The sequence below is a fragment of the Paracidobacterium acidisoli genome (assembly GCF_003428625.2).
Lineage (GTDB): Bacteria > Acidobacteriota > Terriglobia > Terriglobales > Acidobacteriaceae > Paracidobacterium > Paracidobacterium acidisoli.
In genome coordinates, this window is the sequence record NZ_QVQT02000010.1 from 16,972 (window position 1) to 37,680 (window position 20,709).

20 protein-coding genes and 1 pseudogene are annotated in these 20,709 nt (G+C 58.3%); 13 read left to right on the forward strand and 8 right to left on the reverse strand.

Annotation, left to right across the window (positions count from 1 at the left end; all coding sequences use genetic code 11):
- Positions 1 to 33 precede the first annotated feature (33 nt).
- Positions 34 to 1,104, reverse strand: a complete 1,071-nt coding sequence (locus tag D0Y96_RS20045) for an SRPBCC family protein (protein WP_158562510.1) — start codon at positions 1,102 to 1,104, stop codon at positions 34 to 36.
- Between the two features lie 369 nt (positions 1,105 to 1,473).
- Between D0Y96_RS20045 and D0Y96_RS20050 the strand changes: the two genes are divergently transcribed.
- Positions 1,474 to 2,355 carry a hypothetical protein gene (locus tag D0Y96_RS20050; protein WP_147325154.1) on the forward strand — a complete coding sequence of 294 codons (882 nt, stop codon included), beginning with the start codon at positions 1,474 to 1,476 and terminating at the stop codon, positions 2,353 to 2,355.
- 139 nt (positions 2,356 to 2,494) lie between these two features.
- Here the strand turns inward: D0Y96_RS20050 and D0Y96_RS20055 are convergent, their stop codons facing one another.
- A complete protein-coding gene (locus D0Y96_RS20055; protein ID WP_147325155.1) occupies positions 2,495 to 3,130 on the reverse strand; it encodes a TetR/AcrR family transcriptional regulator in 636 nt (211 codons plus the stop codon).
- Positions 3,131 to 3,344: 214 nt separating this feature from the next.
- Between D0Y96_RS20055 and D0Y96_RS20060 the strand changes: the two genes are divergently transcribed.
- Together D0Y96_RS20060 and D0Y96_RS20065 are read left to right on the forward strand one after the other, a co-directional pair.
- Complete coding sequence (locus D0Y96_RS20060; RefSeq protein WP_117303644.1) at positions 3,345 to 4,217, forward strand: NmrA family NAD(P)-binding protein; 873 nt, start codon at positions 3,345 to 3,347, stop codon at positions 4,215 to 4,217.
- A 163-nt stretch (positions 4,218 to 4,380) separates the two neighbouring features.
- Positions 4,381 to 4,800, forward strand: a complete 420-nt coding sequence (locus D0Y96_RS20065) for a DoxX family protein (protein WP_158562511.1) — start codon at positions 4,381 to 4,383, stop codon at positions 4,798 to 4,800.
- Positions 4,801 to 4,962: 162 nt separating this feature from the next.
- Here D0Y96_RS20065 and D0Y96_RS20070 read toward each other — a convergent pair whose 3' ends face one another.
- The 3 genes from D0Y96_RS20070 to D0Y96_RS20080 all read right to left on the reverse strand — a co-directional run bounded on the left by D0Y96_RS20070 (position 4,963) and on the right by D0Y96_RS20080 (position 7,479).
- Positions 4,963 to 6,093, reverse strand: coding sequence for a glycoside hydrolase family protein (locus tag D0Y96_RS20070; RefSeq protein WP_147325156.1), 1,131 nt, complete (start codon positions 6,091 to 6,093; stop codon positions 4,963 to 4,965).
- A 124-nt stretch (positions 6,094 to 6,217) separates the two neighbouring features.
- On the reverse strand, positions 6,218 to 7,033 hold the full coding sequence (locus D0Y96_RS20075; protein ID WP_117303650.1) for an NAD-dependent epimerase/dehydratase family protein: 816 nt from the start codon (positions 7,031 to 7,033) through the stop codon (positions 6,218 to 6,220).
- Entirely contained in the window at positions 7,030 to 7,479 is a 450-nt protein-coding gene (locus tag D0Y96_RS20080; protein ID WP_350449132.1) for a MarR family winged helix-turn-helix transcriptional regulator, read from the reverse strand. Before D0Y96_RS20080 ends, D0Y96_RS20075 begins: the two co-directional genes overlap by 4 nt.
- Before the next feature lie 389 nt (positions 7,480 to 7,868).
- On the opposite strand from D0Y96_RS20080, the gene D0Y96_RS20085 reads away from it, so the two are divergent.
- From D0Y96_RS20085 to D0Y96_RS20110, 6 genes are all read left to right on the forward strand, one after another.
- Positions 7,869 to 8,216 (forward strand): ArsR/SmtB family transcription factor, encoded by a 348-nt coding sequence (locus D0Y96_RS20085; protein WP_350449133.1) that lies wholly within the window; start codon positions 7,869 to 7,871, stop codon positions 8,214 to 8,216.
- Positions 8,197 to 8,706 carry an SRPBCC family protein gene (locus D0Y96_RS20090; RefSeq protein ID WP_117303656.1) on the forward strand — a complete coding sequence of 170 codons (510 nt, stop codon included), beginning with the start codon at positions 8,197 to 8,199 and terminating at the stop codon, positions 8,704 to 8,706. The genes D0Y96_RS20085 and D0Y96_RS20090 overlap by 20 nt, the downstream gene beginning before the upstream one ends.
- A 334-nt stretch (positions 8,707 to 9,040) precedes the next feature.
- Positions 9,041 to 9,853 carry a hypothetical protein gene (locus tag D0Y96_RS20095; RefSeq protein ID WP_117303658.1) on the forward strand — a complete coding sequence of 271 codons (813 nt, stop codon included), beginning with the start codon at positions 9,041 to 9,043 and terminating at the stop codon, positions 9,851 to 9,853.
- A 70-nt stretch (positions 9,854 to 9,923) separates the two neighbouring features.
- Positions 9,924 to 10,568, forward strand: a complete 645-nt coding sequence (locus tag D0Y96_RS20100; RefSeq protein ID WP_147325157.1) for a DUF6988 family protein — start codon at positions 9,924 to 9,926, stop codon at positions 10,566 to 10,568.
- Positions 10,569 to 10,937: 369 nt separating this feature from the next.
- Positions 10,938 to 13,370 carry an ABC transporter permease gene (locus D0Y96_RS20105; protein ID WP_117303662.1) on the forward strand — a complete coding sequence of 811 codons (2,433 nt, stop codon included), beginning with the start codon at positions 10,938 to 10,940 and terminating at the stop codon, positions 13,368 to 13,370.
- 310 nt (positions 13,371 to 13,680) lie between these two features.
- The gene (locus D0Y96_RS20110; protein ID WP_117303664.1) at positions 13,681 to 14,358 is read left to right on the forward strand and encodes a methyltransferase family protein; all 678 of its coding nucleotides are present in this window, start codon (positions 13,681 to 13,683) and stop codon (positions 14,356 to 14,358) included.
- 388 nt (positions 14,359 to 14,746) lie between these two features.
- Here the strand turns inward: D0Y96_RS20110 and D0Y96_RS20115 are convergent, their stop codons facing one another.
- Positions 14,747 to 15,169 (reverse strand): VOC family protein, encoded by a 423-nt coding sequence (locus D0Y96_RS20115; RefSeq protein ID WP_252263990.1) that lies wholly within the window; start codon positions 15,167 to 15,169, stop codon positions 14,747 to 14,749.
- Positions 15,170 to 15,748: 579 nt separating this feature from the next.
- On the opposite strand from D0Y96_RS20115, the gene D0Y96_RS20120 reads away from it, so the two are divergent.
- The 3 genes from D0Y96_RS20120 (at position 15,749) to D0Y96_RS20130 (ending at position 18,982) form a co-directional block, all read left to right on the forward strand.
- On the forward strand, positions 15,749 to 16,789 hold the full coding sequence (locus D0Y96_RS20120; protein WP_117303668.1) for a glycosyl hydrolase family 18 protein: 1,041 nt from the start codon (positions 15,749 to 15,751) through the stop codon (positions 16,787 to 16,789).
- An 85-nt stretch (positions 16,790 to 16,874) separates the two neighbouring features.
- Positions 16,875 to 17,930 (forward strand): aminopeptidase, encoded by a 1,056-nt coding sequence (locus D0Y96_RS20125; RefSeq protein WP_117303670.1) that lies wholly within the window; start codon positions 16,875 to 16,877, stop codon positions 17,928 to 17,930.
- A 68-nt stretch (positions 17,931 to 17,998) separates the two neighbouring features.
- Positions 17,999 to 18,982 (forward strand): aldo/keto reductase, encoded by a 984-nt coding sequence (locus tag D0Y96_RS20130; protein ID WP_117303672.1) that lies wholly within the window; start codon positions 17,999 to 18,001, stop codon positions 18,980 to 18,982.
- A gap of 135 nt (positions 18,983 to 19,117) precedes the next feature.
- Here D0Y96_RS20130 and D0Y96_RS20135 read toward each other — a convergent pair whose 3' ends face one another.
- Complete coding sequence (locus D0Y96_RS20135) at positions 19,118 to 19,639, reverse strand: hypothetical protein (protein ID WP_117303674.1); 522 nt, start codon at positions 19,637 to 19,639, stop codon at positions 19,118 to 19,120.
- A gap of 29 nt (positions 19,640 to 19,668) precedes the next feature.
- Complete coding sequence (locus D0Y96_RS20140) at positions 19,669 to 20,427, reverse strand: hypothetical protein (RefSeq protein ID WP_117303676.1); 759 nt, start codon at positions 20,425 to 20,427, stop codon at positions 19,669 to 19,671.
- 70 nt (positions 20,428 to 20,497) lie between these two features.
- Here D0Y96_RS20140 and D0Y96_RS20145 point away from each other — a divergent pair.
- Positions 20,498 to 20,709 (forward strand): annotated as a pseudogene (locus D0Y96_RS20145) (hypothetical protein); the annotation flags it as partial.

A 20,709-nucleotide genomic window follows, 5' to 3' on the forward strand; every position in this document is an offset into this window, starting at 1 on the left:
ATGGCGCAAACAAGCGAGGGGGACAGGGTCTTGTCACCGGCTGGCGGGGCGGGCGGCGCTGGCGCCTCCACGAAGCGCTTCGGGAGGCAGGGACCCTCCTTCGGACAGAACCTTCATGTTTTCGAGCATTTTGGTGAAGCGTGCGCGCCGGTTATCGATGTCCCTGCTGCGCGCGGCATCGTCAGCGAGCATGCTGTTGTCGAATACCAGGGTGTAATTCAGGCGGGTGGTTTTGTCTGTAAGAGGAACTGCCTCGAGTGTGCCGTGATACATGTTGTAGGTCACGCCTTCGCGAACCGGCTGAGTATACGTGTAGCTGTATCGGGTCTTACCCACCAGCACCTCATGCCCGATGGAGCGCACTGTGCCCAGGCCTCCATCGCCGGAGAGGATCTTACAGTCAGGAATACCCCACTCGCCGATGTCGCAGTATTTGCCGACACGCGCCCAGACTGCGTCGACGGGTGCATTGACGGTGATGGTCATAGGTATGACGGCATAGTGGGGATTGGGAGTTTGCAGCTGATCCGGTGTAAGACTCGGAGGCATCGCCTCCTTCGCCGAGGATGGCACCTTTCCGCCTTCGGCCAGCGTCTTCATGTTCAGCAGAAATGCGGTAAATCGTTTCCTGCGGGTGGCGATTTCGGCGTCGCGCGCGGCATCGTCGGCGAGCATGCTGTTGTCGTAGAAGAAACTGTAGACGAGCTGCGAGGTTTTGGCGGTAACGGGCACCACTTCCAGAGTGCCGTGATAGAGGTTGTACTTGGCGTTCGTTCGCACGGGCTGGGTATAGGTGTAGCTGTGGCCGGTTTTACCCACCTGCACTTCGTTCATAATGTTCCGCTCTGAGCCGTACCCGCCGTCTCCGGCAAGGAGTCTGCAGTCGGGAAATGCCCATTTGCCGATGTCACAGTATTCGCCCACGCGTGCCCAGACTCTGTCGGCGGGTGCATGGACGTCCTGCGTCAGCTGAAGGCTCACGTAATGCGGATTTGCGACCTGCAGCGGAGCAGGGGCGGGACGCGATGGAGTAACGGAGGCCGGTTGCTGGGCAACAGAGCTGGCGGCGAATGTTGCCAGAAACAGGGCGGTTATCAGATACATGTAAATTTCCTCGGAAGATGGCTCGCCTGGATCGGGAATTCGACCCGCGATGATTGAGTACTTTTCAACCCAATTCATCTTGCCGTTAAATCAGCGATTCGGCAACCTGCCCGAGCTGGTTACGGGAAACGCGCTTAGTGAGAGATGCTGTCTCCATACTGTGGACATCCCACCCGTGGCATGTATCACAGGGGAAGTCTGGACGCAGAGAACCTTATTCACCGGCATTTAACCGGCCTTGAGCAGCGCGCGGACCGGTGCAGGCATCGAAGCCTGGCGTGACACTACGATGCGGCAGGACTGTCAGTGGCAAGTGATAATCAGTGCTATGTCGCATCTCCGGGCATCGCTTTTGATCAGGAGAATACAGTGAACAAGCCGGCAGGAGCTCCGCAACCCATCTTTCGACGTTGCCTTATTGCGCTGGTCGCCCTGACGCTGGCTTTCAGCCTGGGGGCAGACGGCGAAACGGGCAATGCTGCAACTCAGACTGCACAGGCTATCCAGAGCAATATCGATCTCCTGCAGTTCGTCACGCAGGTCAGGCTCTCCCCGGAGGAACGCGGACAGGTGAGGCAGGAGGTGACGAGTTCCATGAGCAGTGCGCCTCAGAATGTGATCCGTCGCGACGGTCTCATTGCGACAACGCTGACCAACGCCGCGCGTAACCCGAAGGACGCGCCCCGCCTGCGCGAGTTATGGCGCTATGATATTGCCGCCAGAGTTCCTCATTCCGATATTGAGTACATCCTTTCGGAAAAGTACGACCCCGTCGTCATCTTCGACGAACCCCATCAGCGCATCATCACGGGCGCGACGCTGATCGCCCTGCGCGATTGCACGGTGTGGTTTGCGCAGAAGCTCCACAAACCTGCGCCTGACGGGAGTTTTATTGCCGGTGAGCGCGCCTGGCTGAAATCGTCGTACGGGCATCTGACCGACGATGTGCAGGATGCCTATGCGCACGTGGGACGGAACTGCCCTCATACGATGGATTTCTTCAGCGGAGTCGTTGCCGCGCAGCGGGATCGCTTTTTCAGTGAAAACGCGAAGGCGGTCGGCAACAGTGCGATCGCAGCCACAGATGCCGCTCTGATCTCGCGCATTGTTTACAACAACCTCCTTCATCGCGGGGGCGGAGCGGCGGCGATGAATGGGCGCGTCTTCGACTACATGGTTCAGCAGTCGCTTCTGCAGCAACAGTTACAGCGAACGGTTATCCGAAATCCCTCTCTCCCGCCGCCGGATTAGCTGTCCCGAACACAGCTCATCCTGGTTCGGCACGATGGCCGGCGTACTGTGAGCCCCTCTTGGGGTAAGACGGCAATGCGCCCTGCCGGCAAGCCATGATTCAAAACGCGCATTGACGATTTCGCGTACAACGAGAACATTATTGCTTTGAGGCACGGGATCGTCCGGATCGCTTCGTGATTGCGCTCTTCGGCAATCGCGGAACAGCCTGGACGCCCGCCCAAAGCGTGGCGATCGTTTGCTCGACGACGAGAGCCTGGTCAGGCAGGTCAGGCACGACCCCCTGGATGACCATGAGTGTGGCGAGGCCGAAGATCGCAAACCACCAGGTGTGAGCTACCACGATGTCATCCCTGTCTGGCAATCCTTCATCCCTGGCAACATCGAAAAAGAGCTGCACGAAACGTCCGAACAACGGCGCGCCAATGTCGTTGATATATTGTCCGGCGCGGACGCCGTTGCGGTTCTCAGGCCCGAAGAAGACATTGCGAAACTGCTGTGGATGGGCAGTGCAGAACTGAATCAGGCCGCGTGAAGTCGCAAAAAGGCGCTCCTTCGGTCGAGGATGTTCAGCGGCAATCGCGTCGAAGTTCTGAATCATCAGCTCGATCGTCTCGCCGCTCAGCTCGGCAAGAATGTGCCACTTGTCGGGGAAATGCTGATAGATCACGGCGTGCGTATAGCCGATCTCTTCAGCGATCGCGCGAAGCGTCACGGCCTCGTAGCCGCGATCGGCAAACATCCTGCTGGCAGCCGCAAGGATTTCGCCCCGCAACTTCTCCCTGCGCTCTACCCGGCGGCTCGGTGATGTGGATGTCACTTCACCAGCTTAGTCCTTTGCGGCGATTTTTTCGACCCTCTGTCGATTTATAACCACTGGTGATAAAACCACTGATTAATTTGCAACCAATGGTTATTGTTTATCTCTAATCGTCAGGGCCGCGCATTTGGGTGGGCGGCCAAATACGAGCCAAAAGGAGAAAACCAGCATGTATTTAGTCATGGGCATTACCGGAAAAGTTGGGGGCGCCACCGCGCGGCATCTGCTGAAGCAGGGCAAACAGGTGCGAGCACTGGTGCGCAATCGTGAGAAAGCGGCGAAGTGGGCAGACCAGGGCGTGGAGCTGGTGGATGGAGACTGGAACGATGCGACAGCCATAGCGGCGGCGCTTAAAGGTGTTGAAGGCGCGTTTGTTATGTTGCCGGCCGTATGGGCACCCTCGCCTGATTACAGAGAAGCAAAGGGCGTGATTGCGAACTATGTCGACGCGCTGACCAGGGTAGCGCCGCCGCGGGTGGCAGCGCTCTCGTCGATGGGCGCGAACAGAACAGGCGGGGTCGGGAACGTCACGGCCTTATCGCTTTTGGAGCAGGGATTTCGCGGCCTGCCGTCTCCGGTCGCATTTGTGCGCGCAGGCGGCTTTTTCGAAAACTTTCTTTACGGCTTGCAGGTCGCCCAGGGCGGAACACTCCCCGTCTTCTACAATCCCACAAACCGGAAATCGACAATGGTCGCGACAGAAGACATCGGCGCGGAGGTGGCAACGCTTCTGACCGGGCCGGCGTGGTCAGGGCATCGCGTCATCGAGCTGGGTTCGATGGTAAGCGCGGATGAAGTGGCCGCACAACTGGGCGAAGTCCTGGCACTCGACGTAAAGGCCTTTGCGCTCCCGCGTGCAGGCTGGGCAGAAGCGTTCCAGCAGTTCGGCATCCCGAAGGGCCACACCGGACCTGCCGAAGAAATGTTTGAGAGCGTGAACGCGGGATGGATGGACCTCGGAATCACGGGTACGGAGCACGTAGCGGGTACGACGTCCGCACGCGATGTGTTTGCGGCTGCACAGAACGCCGTCAGAGCGTAAGTCCGGGGCAGGCAGCATCAGCGCCTCTGGGTGGGGACAGCCAGCCGTGGCCGCGGCGGCTTCATGTTCGACCGGCTGTTCCTGCCTTTGCTGCTCAGCCATAGCCGGCAGATTGCAGAACGATTTAAACCATTTAAACCGCAGCGAGAGGATCGCTTTTGATATGAAAGCTGAACACACCATCGATAAATCCGTGCAGGCAGGTCGAGCAACTCAGATAGCCGCAATGATAATGACCGGCCTCGTCGCCTTCGTCTGGGTGTACTTCGGAAGGTTATATCTGATTCACGATCCCGCCGAATGGAGGATCGCCAGTCAGCAGCTCGGATACCCGCTCTATATCCTCCCTCTGATTGGCGTGACCCACATCCTTGGTGGTGTGGGCCTTCTGATTCCCAATGTGCCTCGATTGACTGAGTGGGTTTATGCCGGTCTCGCAATCACTCTTTTACTTGCGTTCTGTTCGCAACTGAATGGCGGCGGCAGTACCTGGGATAAATTCGATCCGATTCTTGTTATGGCGTTCGTCTTTGCTTCGTATGTATTAAGACGCTGCATGCGCGCAAACAGGTGGTCGATATGAAGAACACACCCGGTGGGCAGTATTACTCTTTCCAGGCACGTCGCAGTGACCCGACGAGGGTCCGGACCGCCACTCGCCGACCGGCATCCTCCTCAATCATTACAAGGCCGTCGGCCCCTTGATGATCGGATATCCCACAGTGAAATCATGTGAATTGAAGTTTCAGAAATGCCCTGCAGGAGCCAGCGCCAGGCGGCCTGTCTCCGTCAGTTGATCGCATCGATAGATGGCAAAGCCTTCACGGCTGTCGAGCCACGCATAATAGAACATGCCGAGGACTCGCCTGTCGGCGAGATAGGGCTGGAAGTTCGCCCGTGTTTCATTGACCAGAGTGATCTGGTTCGTTTCCCTGGGAGGACAGGAGGCATCGTGATTGGCGATGCCCCATTCCGTAATCCAGCATGGCTTCCCCTGCGCGCTGCCTTGCGGCCGGCATTCCGCCAGAACGTACTTCTGCAATCGCTCCCGGCGTCCTGCCGCGGCGGCTGGGTTTCCTGGATCGTTCGTCCACGGGTAAGTGTGAACGCCGTAAGCGTCCACGAGATCATCCAGACCGTGGGCGCGCATGAAATCGAGAGTTGCGGTCGCGCTGACCGCATCCAGCCGCGAAGTGCGAGCAGCCTCCGGAGCCTCGTTGAACACCAGCCCGGCACTGATGATCGCCGCGTGCTGGTTGAGCTTCGATCGCGAGCGGACGTCCCTGATGACTGCCAGCAGCCTGAGATATTGCAGATAGCCCCTGGCCACCTGCTGCGCCTCGGGGTCATGCGAAAGATCTCCGAGATCGAACTCCCTGGAGTGGGAGGGAGTTTCCGCGGGCATGCTGAAATCCGCGTTGAACATCGGTGAATTAATCTCGTTTCCCAGCTCGAAGCCGGCCAGCGTAATACCGGCAGCATCGAGCTTTGCCAGCAGCGGCTCGAAGTATTTGCGAAACTGATCGGGATCGGCTGCAGACAGCGGAGGTCCTCCCCACACGCCAAACGCGTTGGGATAGGGCCGGCTGGGTGCTCCCGGACGATATTGCAGCTGGACCAGCCAAAGGATGCGGATACCCTGCGCCTGAGCACGACGGGCAAAGTCGATGCCCTTGTCGTCGGGCGTGATCCCTGCGCGGATGAAGTGAACACCGGCGGCGTGCAGCGCGGAGAGAATAGCGTTCTGCTGATCGACGCTCAGTGAGGCCATCGAGGCATTCACTCCGACGACCGGCTCCTGCGCATACATCGAAGCCGACAAAACCGCAAAGAACGCAAGCGTTCTAAAGGCCCGGCCTGTTGCTCTCCAATTCATCCCAGCCATGCTTCCACTATGCTTCACTCGTGCCGCCTGCAGTGTTAACTGTCGCCGACAGGCCTCACAAACGCACTTCCCGTCACCGGAGCACCGCTCTCAGCGATGACTCCCGTGGCAGTGGTCACAGTATTCCCTGTTGCACGGCCTGATAGACAGTCGGAACCGTAAGCTGGAAGCCGAGGCCGCGAAGCCGTGATCCATCCATGCGGCCCATCCATGGATTGGTCAGGGGCTCCGCTGACGGCTCGACGGGAGAGCCAACCAGGCTGGCCATCTCGTAGAGGGTCGTAGGCGCGTCGTCGCAGATGTTGACGATGCGCCCGTCCATCACTCCAGTCAGAGCAAGCTCGACCACGCGCGCCACATCTCGCTGGTGAACGAGACTGAAAGTCCTTGCCGGATGCCACTTGAACCTCGTGGCCAGCGCGGGTACGGCCGCCAGATGTCCGTCCCCATCGCCGTAGACGAAACCGAGACGGAGAATACTCCAGTTGAGCCCACTGTTGCGGAGTTCCTTTTCCGCAGCAATCTTGCTCGCCGGATACGCGAGCTTCGGATGAGTCGCATCCTCTTCGCGGCCGGGATGGGATGCGTCCGCATCGTAGACCAGTCCGGTGCTTGCCATCACGAAGCGAGCTTGTGGAGCGTGTGCTTTCGCAGCGGCGATCAGGTTTTTTGTGCCATCGAGATTAGCCCGCCAGATATCATCCTCATTCTGCGTCCGGAAAACCGCGGCAAGATGAACGATCGCTGAAACGCCCTCCACGGCCTGCTTCAGCGAATCGGCATGGAGAAGGTCGCCTTCCACAGGCGTCGCTCCGGCAGGAACGTCTTTGCCGGGCCGTACAAGCGCACGGCAGTCCACGCCGGCGTCTGCGAACCGCCGCAGGAGCCGCGAGCCCACGAGTCCCGTTCCACCAGTAACCAAGATGGTCATGCCTGATCTCCTCCTGAAATGTGTTCGTTGAGGCGTTGCGTTGCGGCCTGCAGCACCCGGCGAGCTGTCGCCAGCTCCGCGGGGTCGGCGCCGTTGAATGCGACTGCCAGAATGAGCTCGGTCGGATCGGGCAGCGATTTCCAAAGCTTCATGCCCGAGCGGGTGATGCGAAGCATCCGTTGACGCTGATCTTTGGAGTCGGGCGTCTGATCGACCAGACCTTTGCGCACCAGTGTCGCCACCACCCCGCTCAGCGTGGCCCTCTCGATCTGGAGTATGCGCACCAGGTCGCGCTGCATCGTCGGTCCGCTGTTCGCCAGCTGAGACAGCACATACCACTGCGTCGATCCAAGGTCGTAGGGGCGCAGAACGGAGTCCATCATCGCGCGGGCCGCGAAATATAACCGCTTCGCCCACGCGCCCACCGAATCATGCTTCAGGTTCACTCGTTCGTCTGCTATCCGCTTCACCAATTCGATAGTTACCTAACGAAATATTGTCAGGTACCGAACGACCTGTCAACTCCGCCCCTGCGTGCCGGATGGCCAATCTTCTGAAGCGCGCTTCCCGTGCCCATCTCCGAAGCTTCGGACACAGGCATCGACACGCTCAACCTTCTCATCCCGAGCGAAGTCGGGGGATCTGCATTTTCTCTCCCCGAAGCATCCAGGGTGCCCCACCTTCGCGCAGCTAAGGTGGGAACGTCTCGCGCCCGCGAGACCCGGTAGAAGCACCGGGCAATCGGGGTCTCCGGTGAACAACGATCAGGGGAACAGAAATCGAGAATTGCAAAATTCATGCTTGACATCGCACGACAATTCACTACCATACGGTTGTGGATAAATTGGACACAACATTCGCGGCTTTGTCTGATCCAACTCGCCGAGTAATGATCGAACGGCTCTCTCGCGGGCCTGCCACTGTGCATGGATTGACGGAACCGTTTGCACTCTCGCAGCAGATGATTTCAAAACATATCGCCTGCCTGGTGCGGGCGCGAATTGTGATCAAGACGAAGCGTGGACGAGAGAGTGTGTGCACGCTCAGGCCGGAGGCGATCAAGACAGTCAGCGACTGGGCGATTCGCTATCGCCGATTCTGGGAAGAGCGCTTCGACAAACTGGAAGTAGTTGTCAATCAAATGAAGAAAGAGGAGGCCGGAGATGGCAGAAAACACGGTTAGCGAAATTGAGCGGATGGTCATTACAAGAGTTTTTGATGCCCCACGCGAGCTGGTTTGGAAGGCGTGGACAGACCCCAAGTACATCATGCAGTGGTGGGGACCGAAGGGCTTTACTGCGCCGGTTTGTGAGATGGATTTTCGCGTCGGAGGAAAACTTCTCTGCTGTATGAGGGCGCCGGATGGGCAGGAGGGCTGGAATGCGGTTGAATACCACGAGATTGTTTTGCACGAGAAGATCGTTTCGTCCATGTACTTTTCGGACTCCAAAGGGAACAGGGTCGACCCTGCGGAACTAGGAATAGAGCATGAGGCTATCGAAGGTGCGTACGACGTGACCATCTTTGAGGATCTCGGAAACGGCCAGACGCGACTCACGCACATTGGAAATGAACCCATGGAGAGCGCGAAAAATAGCGGCCAACTCGAGGGCTGGAACGAGACACTCGATAAGGTTGCTACAGTGGTTGCGGAGCTGGCGCAGACGAAATAGGAAGTTGACGTTTGACGATCGTCACGCGCGAGATACAGCTGAGGCTGGCGGCGAGGGCCTGGTTTGAACAGGCTTCTCGCCGCTCGGCCGATTCGTCGCATCTCCGAATAAGTGACCCTTTGGCCCCACTGTTAACTCAGGCCAATGCGCTCATCGAACTCGACCGAACGGCAGGGATTCGTCCTCATAAACGCCGATATCGCCACAGTGGCCCACGAAGAGTCTGTACTTGTTAGAGAGGACAGAAGCAGGATCACTGACGAGAAGCCGACTTATCATTACCGATAGCGATCATGTTCGAACCCTGACGCCACGGGGATTATGGAGGAAGCATTTGTTCACGCATTATGATGACCCCGGTAAGTGTGAATGGCGAGGCGGAGCCCTCGACGCATTCGTAAAGCACTATAACGAGATATCTGGAACAAAGTATGCACTGACCGAATGCCTGGACGTTGTTAGGATTTCGGGGGTGACCCCGAAAGAGCCGGAAGTGCTTTTAACAGATACAAGCACAGGCGTTCAAATGGTGATTGAACGAAAGTCAGTCGTCTGGCCGATATCCTACATTTATCAGCATGGACTAGGACACGAATTTGCTGGCTTGGTATGGGAAGGCGCGAAGGGCCATTTTCATGAGGCTGGTTACAAGTTGTCGATCCGGTCTGCTGAGCTAAGAGCCATGAGCGGTAAGGAAATCAGGGAAGCTGGTAGACAAATTGGCGAAGCGGTCTCATTGCTCACACCAGCGGACTTGCCGATTCAAAGGGCTCAACCGATCGAGTGGTGGTTCAGAACTATAGAATCGGGCGAGGAAGACGAGGACTTCAAAGGAATCGCCATCAATGAGTTTGGTTCGATGGGCCTGGACGGCTCTGAACGGGAGGCCGCGGTTGCAGGAATTCCTTCAGAAATCCACGGGCAGCTCAATGCTGCTGTAGAAAAGTTTCACAGGTACCAAAAACAAGTTAAATTGGTTCTTCTCGATTTCTACTCTGAAGATCTGTGGGAAGACGATATTCCCCCGATGATGCAGAACATTCAAATCCCCGACGGGATTGATGAAATCTGGCGGACTATACGCGATTGGGTCTCAGCCGATGATTATGAGGTAGGTTACGATCGCCTGTATAAACGATCGTCGTAATTTTCAGACCCGCGTCGCGCTTGCTTGTGTGTAAAACAATGATCGAGATCAAGAGGTTATCTTCACTTCCATGTTGAAACATGGCCCATTACGTCGAGATATTGACCGGGTTCTGGAGTTTCGGAAAACCATCAAGCTTTCTGGCCACAAATGGACAGCCATCGATCACCGTCGAGTCTATTCAGCTTCGCTATATGAGGTAACTTCCGAACATGTATCGTCGGTCTGCTTGCTTCTCCTTTTCTCGCGAACTTCAAGCGCCGCTGCCTTGCTGAGAAGTTGTGTAGAGAGTGCCGTGCGAGGAACATGGCTTCTGCTGGTCGCGACTGAAAATGATATTGAGAACGTGGTGGCTGAGCGCGGCAAGGACAAAGGGTGGCCTGGGCTTGACCAGATGATGGGTGCCATCGAAGGTCATCACAAGGCAGGCGGCCCGCTAAGACGCATATTTACGCATACAGGTGCTCTGAATGATCTAACGCATGGCGGCTTGATGCAGATCGCCCATCGCATGGGGCCGCATGCAGGACAAGATACGGTGCCACACGTCAATAGGATGTGCCTTCGCAACGTATGTAACGCGCTTGCCCTCATCACTTGCTCCCTGCACCTTGATGTAAATGACCTATCCGAAGTGGCGTCGGTCACCCTTCGCGCAGCGGAACTGTTTGCGAGCTTCGAAATGGCCGGTGACGCTCAAGCTCCGATGAGATAAGTCCTGTGAAACGCTGTTCTCGGTAACAGCGGCTCACAAAGAGTCTGTACTCGTTCGAGGGGACAGAAGCAGGGTTGCTGACGAGAAGCCGACTTCTCATTACTAATCTGGCGCCCTGGTGATGATGCATGAGCTGACGCCGCGTCCGGTAAGCAGCCTTACAGCAGGCGGGCAGATGAGTCTCTCAGGTGTTCGAGAATGGACATGCAGGGGCAGGAGTGATCACTGGAAAGCCAGACCTGGGAGCTCCCGCTCAGGCTATATCACTGATGAGCGATATCTTAGGCTTTGACGCGGTTTGGCACCCTGCATGCTCGCGTACCGAGCAGTGCTCTCGTTCCCTGAGAACGATGTCCCTGGGAGACGGCTATGGCAGGACTGCTTCAGGATGCACGCTTTGCCGTCAGGCAACTGCGCAGAAATCCCGGCTTCACGATTGCGGCGACGGTGATGCTGGCTGTTGCCATCTGCGCGAACAGCACGGTTTTCAGCTGGATCAACGGAACCATGCTGCATCCGATTCCTGGAGCGCGGCATACCGATGAACTGGTGAGCGTGATGCGTGGCGCGTGGAGCACCTCACCGACGCCGCCCCTCTCTTATCTCGACTACCGCGATCTGAGAGATCAGAATCAGAGCCTGACCGGGCTTCTTGCCTATCACGCTGACTGGATCACGTTGACCGGCGCGGGAGCCGTGCCGGAGCGCATCTTTATCGGGAATGTGTCAGCGAACTTCTTCGACGTGCTGGGGGTGAAGCCTCTGCTGGGGCGATTCTTTTTGCCCGAGGAAGAAACGCGGCCGGATGCCGTCCCGTATGTCGTGCTCGGATACTCGCTATGGAAGACACGTTATGCGGGAGACCCGCAGATTGTGGGCAAGGCAATCGAAATTGCCCGGCATCCTGTGACGGTGATCGGCGTAGCGCCGGAGGGGTTTATCGGGGCGGCGCCGGGGCTTCGGGACGATGCATGGCTGACGCTGAATCCCCTTGGGACGAACGAGTATGGGCTTACGCATCGCAGCCTCGCCTTTCTAAATGTGTTGGGAAGGCTGCGGCCGCGAATGAGCCGCGAGCAGGCGACGCAGGACCTCGAAACGATCATGCGGCGCATCGTGGCGGCCTACCCGAACGATCACCTGGGAACGAACACCATCACTCTGGACCCGATGTGGCGATCGCCGTTTGGCGCGAACGGCTACATGGCCGCCACGTTGCCCATTCTGCTGGCTATCGCCGGAGTGGTGCTGCTGCTGACCTGCGCCAACGTGGCTACGCTCACGCTGGTGCGGTTCGTGTCGCGGCGGCGCGAGATTGCGATCCGGCAGTCGCTGGGGGCGCAACGCGTGCAGCTGGTACGGCAGATGGTGCTGGAGGGCGTGATTCTCTCAGCCGCTGCCGGAGGGGTAGCTCTGTTGCTGACGTCGTTGACCGCGAAGACATTCGCTCGATTCTTTCCTGCAAGCTCGATTCCCATTGTGCTGAACGGAACCGTGGATCAAAACGTGGTAATCGGGATCGCGGTGTTGGCGGTGCTGGCCAGCGTGCTGTCCGGCGTGTTTCCGGCGTGGCGATCGTCGTATGTCCCTGCGGCTGAGGCGCTCAGGGATGAGTCGTCAAACATCTCAGGAAGCTCGCACAACCGGCGGCTGCTCAGCGGCCTGGTGGTGGCGCAGATCGCGCTTTCCCTCGCGCTGCTGGTGATTTCCGGCTTGTTTCTGCAGACGCTGCGCCATCTCGCAGCGGGCGATCCCGGGTTCGAGCAGGATCATGTGTTGACGGTGTCTGTGGGACTGTATACCGCCGGCTACTCCAGCGAAGAGGTGGATGCGATCTGCCACAGGATTCTCGATCGCGTGTCGGCATTACCGACCGTAACGGTTGCGTCGCTCACCGATTGGATGCCGATGAGCCTCACGCGGAAGACAGATGATATTTATCCGGAGGGGTATGCGCCACACCCGCATGAATCGCTCGACGTGCAACATGCCGAGGTGACGCCTCGATACTTCGAGACGCTGGGCGTGCCTATCCTCGAAGGGCGCGACTTCGCTCAGTATGACAACCGAAAGGCGCCGCTGGTTGCGATCGTGGACGAGACGGCCGCGAAACGGTTTTGGCCAGGGCAGGACCCGGTGGGGAAGAGGCTCCATATTGGAAACGGCGTTGCCGCGGTCATTGGCGTGGTGAAAAACACGAAGCATGAGTTTATGAACGAACGCCCCGCGCCGATGGTCTACATGAGCTACTTCCAGCGAGGTTTCGAGACCATTGTGCAGGTGAGGACACGAGGGAATCCCGAAGACATAGCTCCGGCGGTGGAGCGCACCATTCACGAGATTGATGGGCGGGCACCCGTGTTCGACGTGCGCACCATGCGCGAGACCACGCAGATGGCGACAATCTTTGCGGTTATGCAGAGCACGTTTGCGGGCATCCTGGCGGCGATCGCGCTGATCCTCGCGACGACCGGCATTTATGGTGTCGTGGCGTATCGCACGGCATTTCGCACGCACGAGATCGGCATCCGCGTCGCACTTGGCGCTTCACCCGGAGACGTTCAGAGGCTTGTTTTGTGGCAGGGGCTTTCGCTCACAGCGATCGGACTTGGCTTAGGGCTGGCGCTCTCGTTCGGCCTCACGCACTTCATTGCCGCGTATCTCTACGGGGTGGGAGCCAACGATCCTCTGACGGTCATTGTGGTTGTGGTGCTGCTTGGGGCGATGTCGCTTCTCGCATGCTACTTTCCCGCGCGCCGCGCGACGCGCGTCGATCCCGTTGCTGCAATACGCGCGTCGTAAACGAAAGCGACTTCGCGCCGAGTTGAGCAATAGTCCAATAGTCATAGGGAGAGTCGAGCCCTCCAACGCTTCCGCCGACAAATATTGATGCCATCAGGCCAATGCACTCATTGAGCACTCACCCTGACAGCGTGGATCGATTGGTACCGATAAACGCTGTTCTTGTCATCAATCGGCAGCTTCCGACACGCCGACTTCAGGGTACCGATCAGGCGTCAACGAGTGACTCGGCGATTAGGCTTTTACTGAGCAACACATCGACCCCTGCTTTCGCCAACAGGATATGCCTTTGCCAATGTAGATTGATTCTGTGAGCAGACTCGCCGCGAAGACGACCCTCGGTTTTGCCAATCTCATTCTCCTGCTCGCCATCGCGCTGTTCGCACCTGCCTGGACGCTCCGTTTCTGGCAGGCGTGGCTCTATCTGTTCCTTTTTGCGGTGTCATCAGCGGCCATCACCCTCTACCTGTGGAAGCGCGACCAGGCTTTGCTCTCGCGCCGGGTTGCCCTGGGCCCCATCGCCGAAAAGACCCATACCCAGCAGATCATTCAGCTTCTCGCCTCTCTTGCGTTTCTGGCCATCCTGGTCCTGCCGTCGCTCGATCGCCGCTTTTCATGGTCCCACGTTCCGCTTGGGCTTATCTTCGCGGGTGATCTACTTGTTGTCCTCGGTTTCTACATAATCTTCAGGGTATTTCGTGTCAATACCTTTACCGCAGCCACCATCGAAGTTACCGCGCATCAGAATGTCATCTCGACAGGCCCGTACGCTTTTGTTCGCCACCCCATGTACAGCGGCGCCCTGGTCATGCTGCTTGGTACCCCGCTTGCCCTCGCCTCCTGGTGGGGGCTGGTTGCCTTCCTGCTCATGGTCGTTGTTATCGTGGTTCGCCTTCTTGACGAAGAGAAGGTGCTCCTCGATAACCTCTCCGGGTATGCGGAATACATGGTGAAGGTTAAATACCGCCTGGTGCCGTCTCTCTGGTAGTCGTGTCTGGATTGAGATAAACAGTGCGATGCACGCATCGAACAGAGCCAAGGACCGCAGTTGCAGGTAACAAACGGAGTAGGTACTGGTAAACGCCGTTCCCGGTAACTTGCCTCTGCGCCTGGGCTACCGAGCCAGGACTCTGAGCTTTTGAACTTAGCCCTGGACGGCTGCGATTGAGCACCCTTCCACATCCTGGCCAATTTATCTGTCTCCACTAAACCTCCCTGTGCGCCTTACGTTTTCGAGGTCCGCAGATTGCTGCCGGAGCTGGGCAAAGCTCCGTCGAGATCACTTTCCACAAGCCGACTTCTAATGATCAATCCGGCTCCATTGCCTGATAGCCGACGATCCCTGGGTCGCTGTTCCTCACTGCTTCGCATCGCGATCAGCCGAGTTCCTGGGCGATTCCAATGAGAAGGTCTTCAGGACCGCGGATGTAGCAGAGCCTATACGCGTCTTTGTAACGGACTACTTCGCCTGCGAGGCGCGCGCCGCGCTTGTAAAGCCGTTCAAGCGTCTCGTCGATGTCGTCCACGGCGAACATGACGCGGAGGTAGCCTAAAGCGTTCACCGGAGCGTTGCGGTGATCCGCGACGACAGGCGGCGTGAGGAAGCGAGAGAGCTCGAGACGGCTGTGACCGTCCGGCGTGCGCATCATAGCGATCTCGACACGCTGATCGCCCAGTCCGGTGACACGTCCTGCCCATTCTCCTTCGATCGTGGCCCGCCCCTCGAGCTCGAGGCCGAGTTCTCGAAAGAAATCAATTGTCCCTTCGAGATCATCGACGACGATTCCTACGTTGTCCATCCGCTTGAGCGCCATGTGTTGAATCTACAGGATGTCGTCTCGTTCTATCTACGGCCCTCTTCGAACGACGAAGCACAGGCGACGCAAAGACTTCTCGATCGCTCCCGAATAGCCCTCACTCGGCGCGGATCACGGGCAATCCAGAAGGGATCGCAGGATGAGTAACGGGAAGCGCCGTTCTCGTAACTTAGGCATCACCTGGCCGAATCTCCTGTCTCCCGAAGAGAACACCGATCAAAAAAACCTGGCATGTTCTTTTTCTCCGCCGCCTATAATGGAGACAGAGACCAAAGAAGGCCCGCTCCTGCAGCGGGCCTTTTCTTTTCCAAAGGAGACCCATGCGCCACTCCCGCGCCCTCGCATACCGCAGCATCACGGCCGTGAGCCGCGGTCCTGCCGCAGAATCCCCTCCCGGCCGCATCGGTCCGATGCTTTGTTTGCATGAGCTTAGCCAGGGATAACCGAGGTAATCCCTCGTCAACTCCATGAAAACAAAGCACATGGCGCATACATCGGTACAAAAATCAAAAGCTCGTCCGGAGCCCCGGCGGACCCTCCCCGCAGGCTTACGATGAAAGGATGACCGGACGGCTTCTGACTGCCGCGCTTCTTGCCTTCACCGCGCTCACTTCGCTCGCCCAGCAGCCCAAAGCGCTCTTCTATATGACCCAGGACCCCGGGTCCGTGCGCGACTTCCTCGCCCACGCGCAGCAGATCGACATCCTCGTCCCCACCTGGTACATCGTCGATCAGGACGGACTCATCCAGGGCGGACCCAACCCGCTCGTCGCCGAGACCGCAAAGCGCGCGCACGTGCCCGTCATGCCCATCGTCGCCAGCCGCGCCTTCGATCAGGCCGACTTCCACTCCCTCGTCAATCACCCCGAGCGCTTCCCCGGCATGTTTCAGCAGATGATCGACGCCGCAAAACAGAACGGCTACATCGGCTACCAGTTCGACTTCGAGAACATCGCCTGGACCGACCGCGACGCGCTCTCCCGCATGGTCGCCGCCGCCGCCGATGCCATGCATCACGCCGGCCTCCAGCTCACCATCGCCACCGTGCCCGCCGCCCCCGGCCATCCCGGCGCATCCGATTTCTCCCGCTGGATCTACGCCAACTGGCGCGGCGCCTACGACCTCGCCGCCCTCGCCAAGTCCGTCGACCTCATCTGTCTGATGACCTACGACCAGCACACCCGCTGGACCGTGCCCGGCCCCGTCGCCGGCTGGAGCTGGACCACCGAAAACCTCGACTACGCCCTCAAATTCGTCCCGCCGCAGAAGCTCTCCCTCGGCATCCCGCTCTACGGCTACCACTGGTTTACCGGCGCGCCGCAGAACGGCAAGCCCAACCCCACCGCCGAATACATCGGCGGCGAAGACGCCCTGCTCCTCGCCAAAACCTGGAACGGCCACGTCCAGTGGGACCCGGTCGACCATACCGCCTGGCTCTGGTTCTACCGCGACGACATGCGCGAATGGATCTTCTTCACCGATCAGCACACCTTCGAGGACCGCTACGACCTCGCTAAACAGCACGGCCTGCAGGGTTTCTGCTCCTGGGTGCTCGGGCAGGAAGACCAGTCGATCTGGAAGTCCCTTCCCCACCACGACTGAGCCGTGAAATATGTGTGAAAAGCATGTTTCTGCGGGGTGAATCTTCCGGTAATCTGACGAAATACACCGGAGGAACACGCTTTACATGAACCATCCCGCGTCCGCATCGTTTTCTGCACACAATGCACTGCTCTCCATGCCCTTCCCCGCTGATTTCACGCCGGGAGCGCATTCGGCAGTCTCCACCTGCCTCCGCGTGGACGCCGCGGAGAAGGTGACGCTGATCACCGACCGCACCACCGCGCCTATCGCCGCCTCGCTCGCGCAGGAGCTCGCCGCCAACGGCTGCCGCTGGAACGCCTTCGTGCTCGAGGATCTCGCCCCGCGCCCGCTCGTCGATATGCCCGGTAATGTGCTCGCCGACATGGAAAGCTCCGATGTCAGCATCTTTGCCGTGCAGGTGCAGCGCAACGAGCTGCGCTCGCGCATGCAGATGACCGAAGTGGTGAACCGCCGCCGCATGCGCCACGCGCACATGGTGAACATCACGCCGCAGATTATGTGCGAGGGCATGCGCGCCGACTTCCACCTCGTCGATCGCCTCTCCCGCAAAATCATCGAGAAGGCCCGCCGCGCCCGCACCGTGCGCGCCACCACGGCGGCGGGAACAGATATCACCGCCACCATGAATCCGGAGTACAAGTGGCTGAAGACCTCCGGCATCATCTCCCGCGACAAATGGGGCAACCTGCCCGGCGGCGAAATCTTCACCACCCCTGGCGAAGTCAACGGCACTTTCGTTGTCGACGGCGTCGTCGGCGATTACCTCTGCGCGCGATTCGGTCTGCTGGAAGCGGCTCCTCTCATCATCGAAATCAAAGCCAACCGCATCGACGCCTGTCACTCCGACAATCAGGAGCTGCGCGACGAGTTCTGGGCTTACACCCACACCGACGAAAACTCCGACCGCGTTGGAGAGTTCGCCATCGGCACCAATCTCGGCGTCGACCACGTCATCGGCAACATTCTGCAGGATGAGAAATTCCCCGGCATTCACATCGCCTTCGGCAATCCCTACGGCGAGCATACCGGCGCGACCTGGTACTCCTCCACGCACATCGATGTGGTGGGGCTGCGCTTCAATATCTGGATCGACGACGAGTTGATTATGCGCGACGGCAAATTCCTGGTCGAACCGTAAGTCTCTTCATGCAGGATTTTCAGTAAATACCCGCGAAGCTGCCCCTTCGGCTGTGGCATCTTAGTTTTATGGCGACAGCAGACATTTCGCAGACTTCTTTTGAAACGCGCACTCTCGGCAACTCCGATATGCAGATCACGCCCATCGGCTATGGCGCATGGGCCATCGGCGGCGGTAACTGGGAGTTTGCCTGGGGATCACAGGACGATCAGGAATCCATCGCCACCATCGAGCGCGCTCTCGACAGCGGCATCAACTGGATCGACACCGCAGCTATCTATGGCCTCGGGCACTCGGAAGAAATCGTCGGCAGGGCTCTGACGCAGTCGATCCACAGGCCGTACGTCTTCACCAAATGTTCGATGCGCTGGCATCCGGACCGGCAGATTTACCGCAGCCTGAAGGCAGATTCGGTACGCGAAGAGATTGAAGCATCGCTCCGCCGCCTGGATGTCGACACCATCGACCTCTACCAGGTGCACTGGCCGAATCCTGAAGCAGAAATCGAGGAGGGCTGGGAAGCGCTGGCAAAGCTGAAAGAACAAGGCAAGGTTCGCTATATCGGCGTCTCCAATTTCAATGTGGAGCAGATGAAGCGCGCACAGAAGATCGCGCCCATCACCTCGCTCCAGCCGCCTTATTCGCTGCTCCGCCGCGATATCGAAGCGGAGATTCTCCCCTTCTGCCTTGAGAACAACATCGGCGTCATCAATTACTCGCCCATGGTCTCCGGCCTGCTGACCGGCAAGATGACCGCGGAGCGCGTGAAAGATCTGCCCGCCGACGACTGGCGCAAGCGCAGCCCCAACTTCAATGAGCCAAAGCTGTCTCAGAACCTGAAACTCGTCGAGTTGCTGCGTGAGATCGGCAGCAGCCACGGTGTCGAACCGGGTGTCGTCGCCATTGCATGGACTCTGCGTCATCCGGCGATTACCGCGGCCATTGTCGGTGCCCGCCGCCCCGACCAGATCGATGGAATTCTTCCTGCGGCAACCTTCCGTCTCAGCGACGAAGAAGCTGCTCAGCTGGAACAGTTCCTGCAATCTGCGTGAACATCGGCCGTCGCACTTTCCCAGGAAGGGGCGACGGCTCCTCCCGCTCAATCAAATCGCACACTCAAACGGATTGTTTCCAAAACGAAAAAGCCCGCGCTGTACGCGGGCTTTCGTGATCTATAAGAAATCTGATTACATCGCTTCGAGGAAACGCGGGAAGAACAGCGCGGAGTGATCCTGGAACATTGTGGTGATGTGAGCCAGCATTCCGCTGTATGCGGATGCAGCGCGATGCGCATTGACCGAGGAAGCGACCCGCGAATGAGAGAACGCATACTTCACGAGCGCCATCAGCACCGCAGTGCGTACCTGGAAAGCATCGCTGCGCAGATTCTCAATCAGCTCTTCGGGGATATTGCTTGCATGGGCCGCGGTGTAATCGGCAAGCTCCATCAGCACGCCTGCGTTGGTGTACATCGCCCAGAGACCATTCGCGCCATCGATACGGGGCCAGATATCTTCCGTCGTGGCGTTAATGCCTTCGGCGTAGAGATACTTTTCGGCCACCTGATCAAAACCAAATTCGCTGTTGGAACGAAGGCGGGCTACTATGGATTCCCAGGTTGCGGCACGGCGACGAGTCTGCCCGCGACGCCAGTAGACCGCGTAAGCCAGCAGAAACGTAATTCCCAGAACCTGCAAAATGGTAATCATAGTCTTTCCCGGCGCTCAGACAGTCGCTTTTAACGCTGTCTTTTGTCGCCTCCTGATATTGATACCAAAAATTGCGCCATTTGTGGACTAAATTCTTTACGCGGAGCTTCTTTTTGCACAAAAGTGAAGCACCAGAAGTACATTGAACAAAGGTAACCGGCCAGCAAAAACTGAGAGAGCGAATGGTACCGGGCTGCATAGTCCGGACCTGCATGCAGTCTGTTCTGAAGCGACGTCACGATCAGGTCGACCGCCGCATAAAATGCAAAACCGGACGCCATCTGCAGAACATGATGTTTCCAGCCCAGCCCAAGAACCTGTGCAAATCCCGCGATCGCGAGGAAGGTCACCAGCCGCAGTATCGCCACCGAACTGTCCACGACAAAGACGGTCCGCGGATGAGTAAACGTGGCTGCATTGGCATGCGTGGCAAAAAAGAAAGCTGCCAGCCCTACGGCGATCACGATGACGGCAAGCGCATACAGAACGCCTTTGGGCAGTGACTTCTTTTTGGGCGGGCGAAGAACACTGAAAGCGATCTCAGCCAGAACCGCGATCTCAAGCAGGTAATCCACGGACAGGACCATGAAATAGCTCTGGGCATACAGGGCGTTATGCGCCCGGATGATCCACAGCAAGAATGGATCTGTAAGCGTGTCCCAGAGAATCAGCGCTGTAAAGACGGGGAAAGGACGGTACAAACGGCGCCAGATAAGAACCGCCAGCAAAGCAATCTTTGCGGCTGCGTTCAAAACTCCCAGCACGGAATCGAGATCTGAGAAATTCATTCCCGGCCTTTACTAAAAGCAGAATATCAATAAAAGCCGGGAGTCCCAGGAGAAAACAGTTGTACTCAGCGTGCGACCAAAGTGTCAGGCGATGGCCGGCGGCGGTACAGGAGCCGGGGTCGACGGAATCATCGCTGCTTCAGACGGCGGAGGTACGGGAGCCGGAGTAGAAGGAATCATCGCCACTGCGGACGGCGGAGGCACAGGAGCCGGGGTCGACGGAATCATCGCTGCTTCAGACGGCGGAGGTACAGGAGCCGGGGTCGACGGAATCATCGCTGC

Bases quoted from the DNA above. Each gene is read 5' to 3' on its own strand.
- D0Y96_RS20090 (WP_117303656.1), top strand. From the start codon at position 8,197: ATGGCAGAAAACACGGTTAGCGAAATTGAGCGGATGGTCATTACAAGA.
- D0Y96_RS20135 (WP_117303674.1), bottom strand. From the start codon at position 19,639: ATGATTACCATTTTGCAGGTTCTGGGAATTACGTTTCTGCTGGCTTAC.
- D0Y96_RS20105 (WP_117303662.1), top strand. From the start codon at position 10,938: ATGGCAGGACTGCTTCAGGATGCACGCTTTGCCGTCAGGCAACTGCGC.
- D0Y96_RS20130 (WP_117303672.1), top strand. From the start codon at position 17,999: ATGGCGACAGCAGACATTTCGCAGACTTCTTTTGAAACGCGCACTCTC.
- D0Y96_RS20120 (WP_117303668.1), top strand. From the start codon at position 15,749: ATGACCGGACGGCTTCTGACTGCCGCGCTTCTTGCCTTCACCGCGCTC.
- D0Y96_RS20060 (WP_117303644.1), top strand. From the start codon at position 3,345: ATGTATTTAGTCATGGGCATTACCGGAAAAGTTGGGGGCGCCACCGCG.
- D0Y96_RS20045 (WP_158562510.1), bottom strand. From the start codon at position 1,104: ATGTATCTGATAACCGCCCTGTTTCTGGCAACATTCGCCGCCAGCTCT.
- D0Y96_RS20115 (WP_252263990.1), bottom strand. From the start codon at position 15,169: ATGGACAACGTAGGAATCGTCGTCGATGATCTCGAAGGGACAATTGAT.
- D0Y96_RS20100 (WP_147325157.1), top strand. From the start codon at position 9,924: ATGTTGAAACATGGCCCATTACGTCGAGATATTGACCGGGTTCTGGAG.
- D0Y96_RS20075 (WP_117303650.1), bottom strand. From the start codon at position 7,033: ATGACCATCTTGGTTACTGGTGGAACGGGACTCGTGGGCTCGCGGCTC.
- D0Y96_RS20125 (WP_117303670.1), top strand. From the start codon at position 16,875: ATGAACCATCCCGCGTCCGCATCGTTTTCTGCACACAATGCACTGCTC.
- D0Y96_RS20070 (WP_147325156.1), bottom strand. From the start codon at position 6,093: ATGAATTGGAGAGCAACAGGCCGGGCCTTTAGAACGCTTGCGTTCTTT.
- D0Y96_RS20065 (WP_158562511.1), top strand. From the start codon at position 4,381: ATGAAAGCTGAACACACCATCGATAAATCCGTGCAGGCAGGTCGAGCA.
- D0Y96_RS20140 (WP_117303676.1), bottom strand. From the start codon at position 20,427: ATGAATTTCTCAGATCTCGATTCCGTGCTGGGAGTTTTGAACGCAGCC.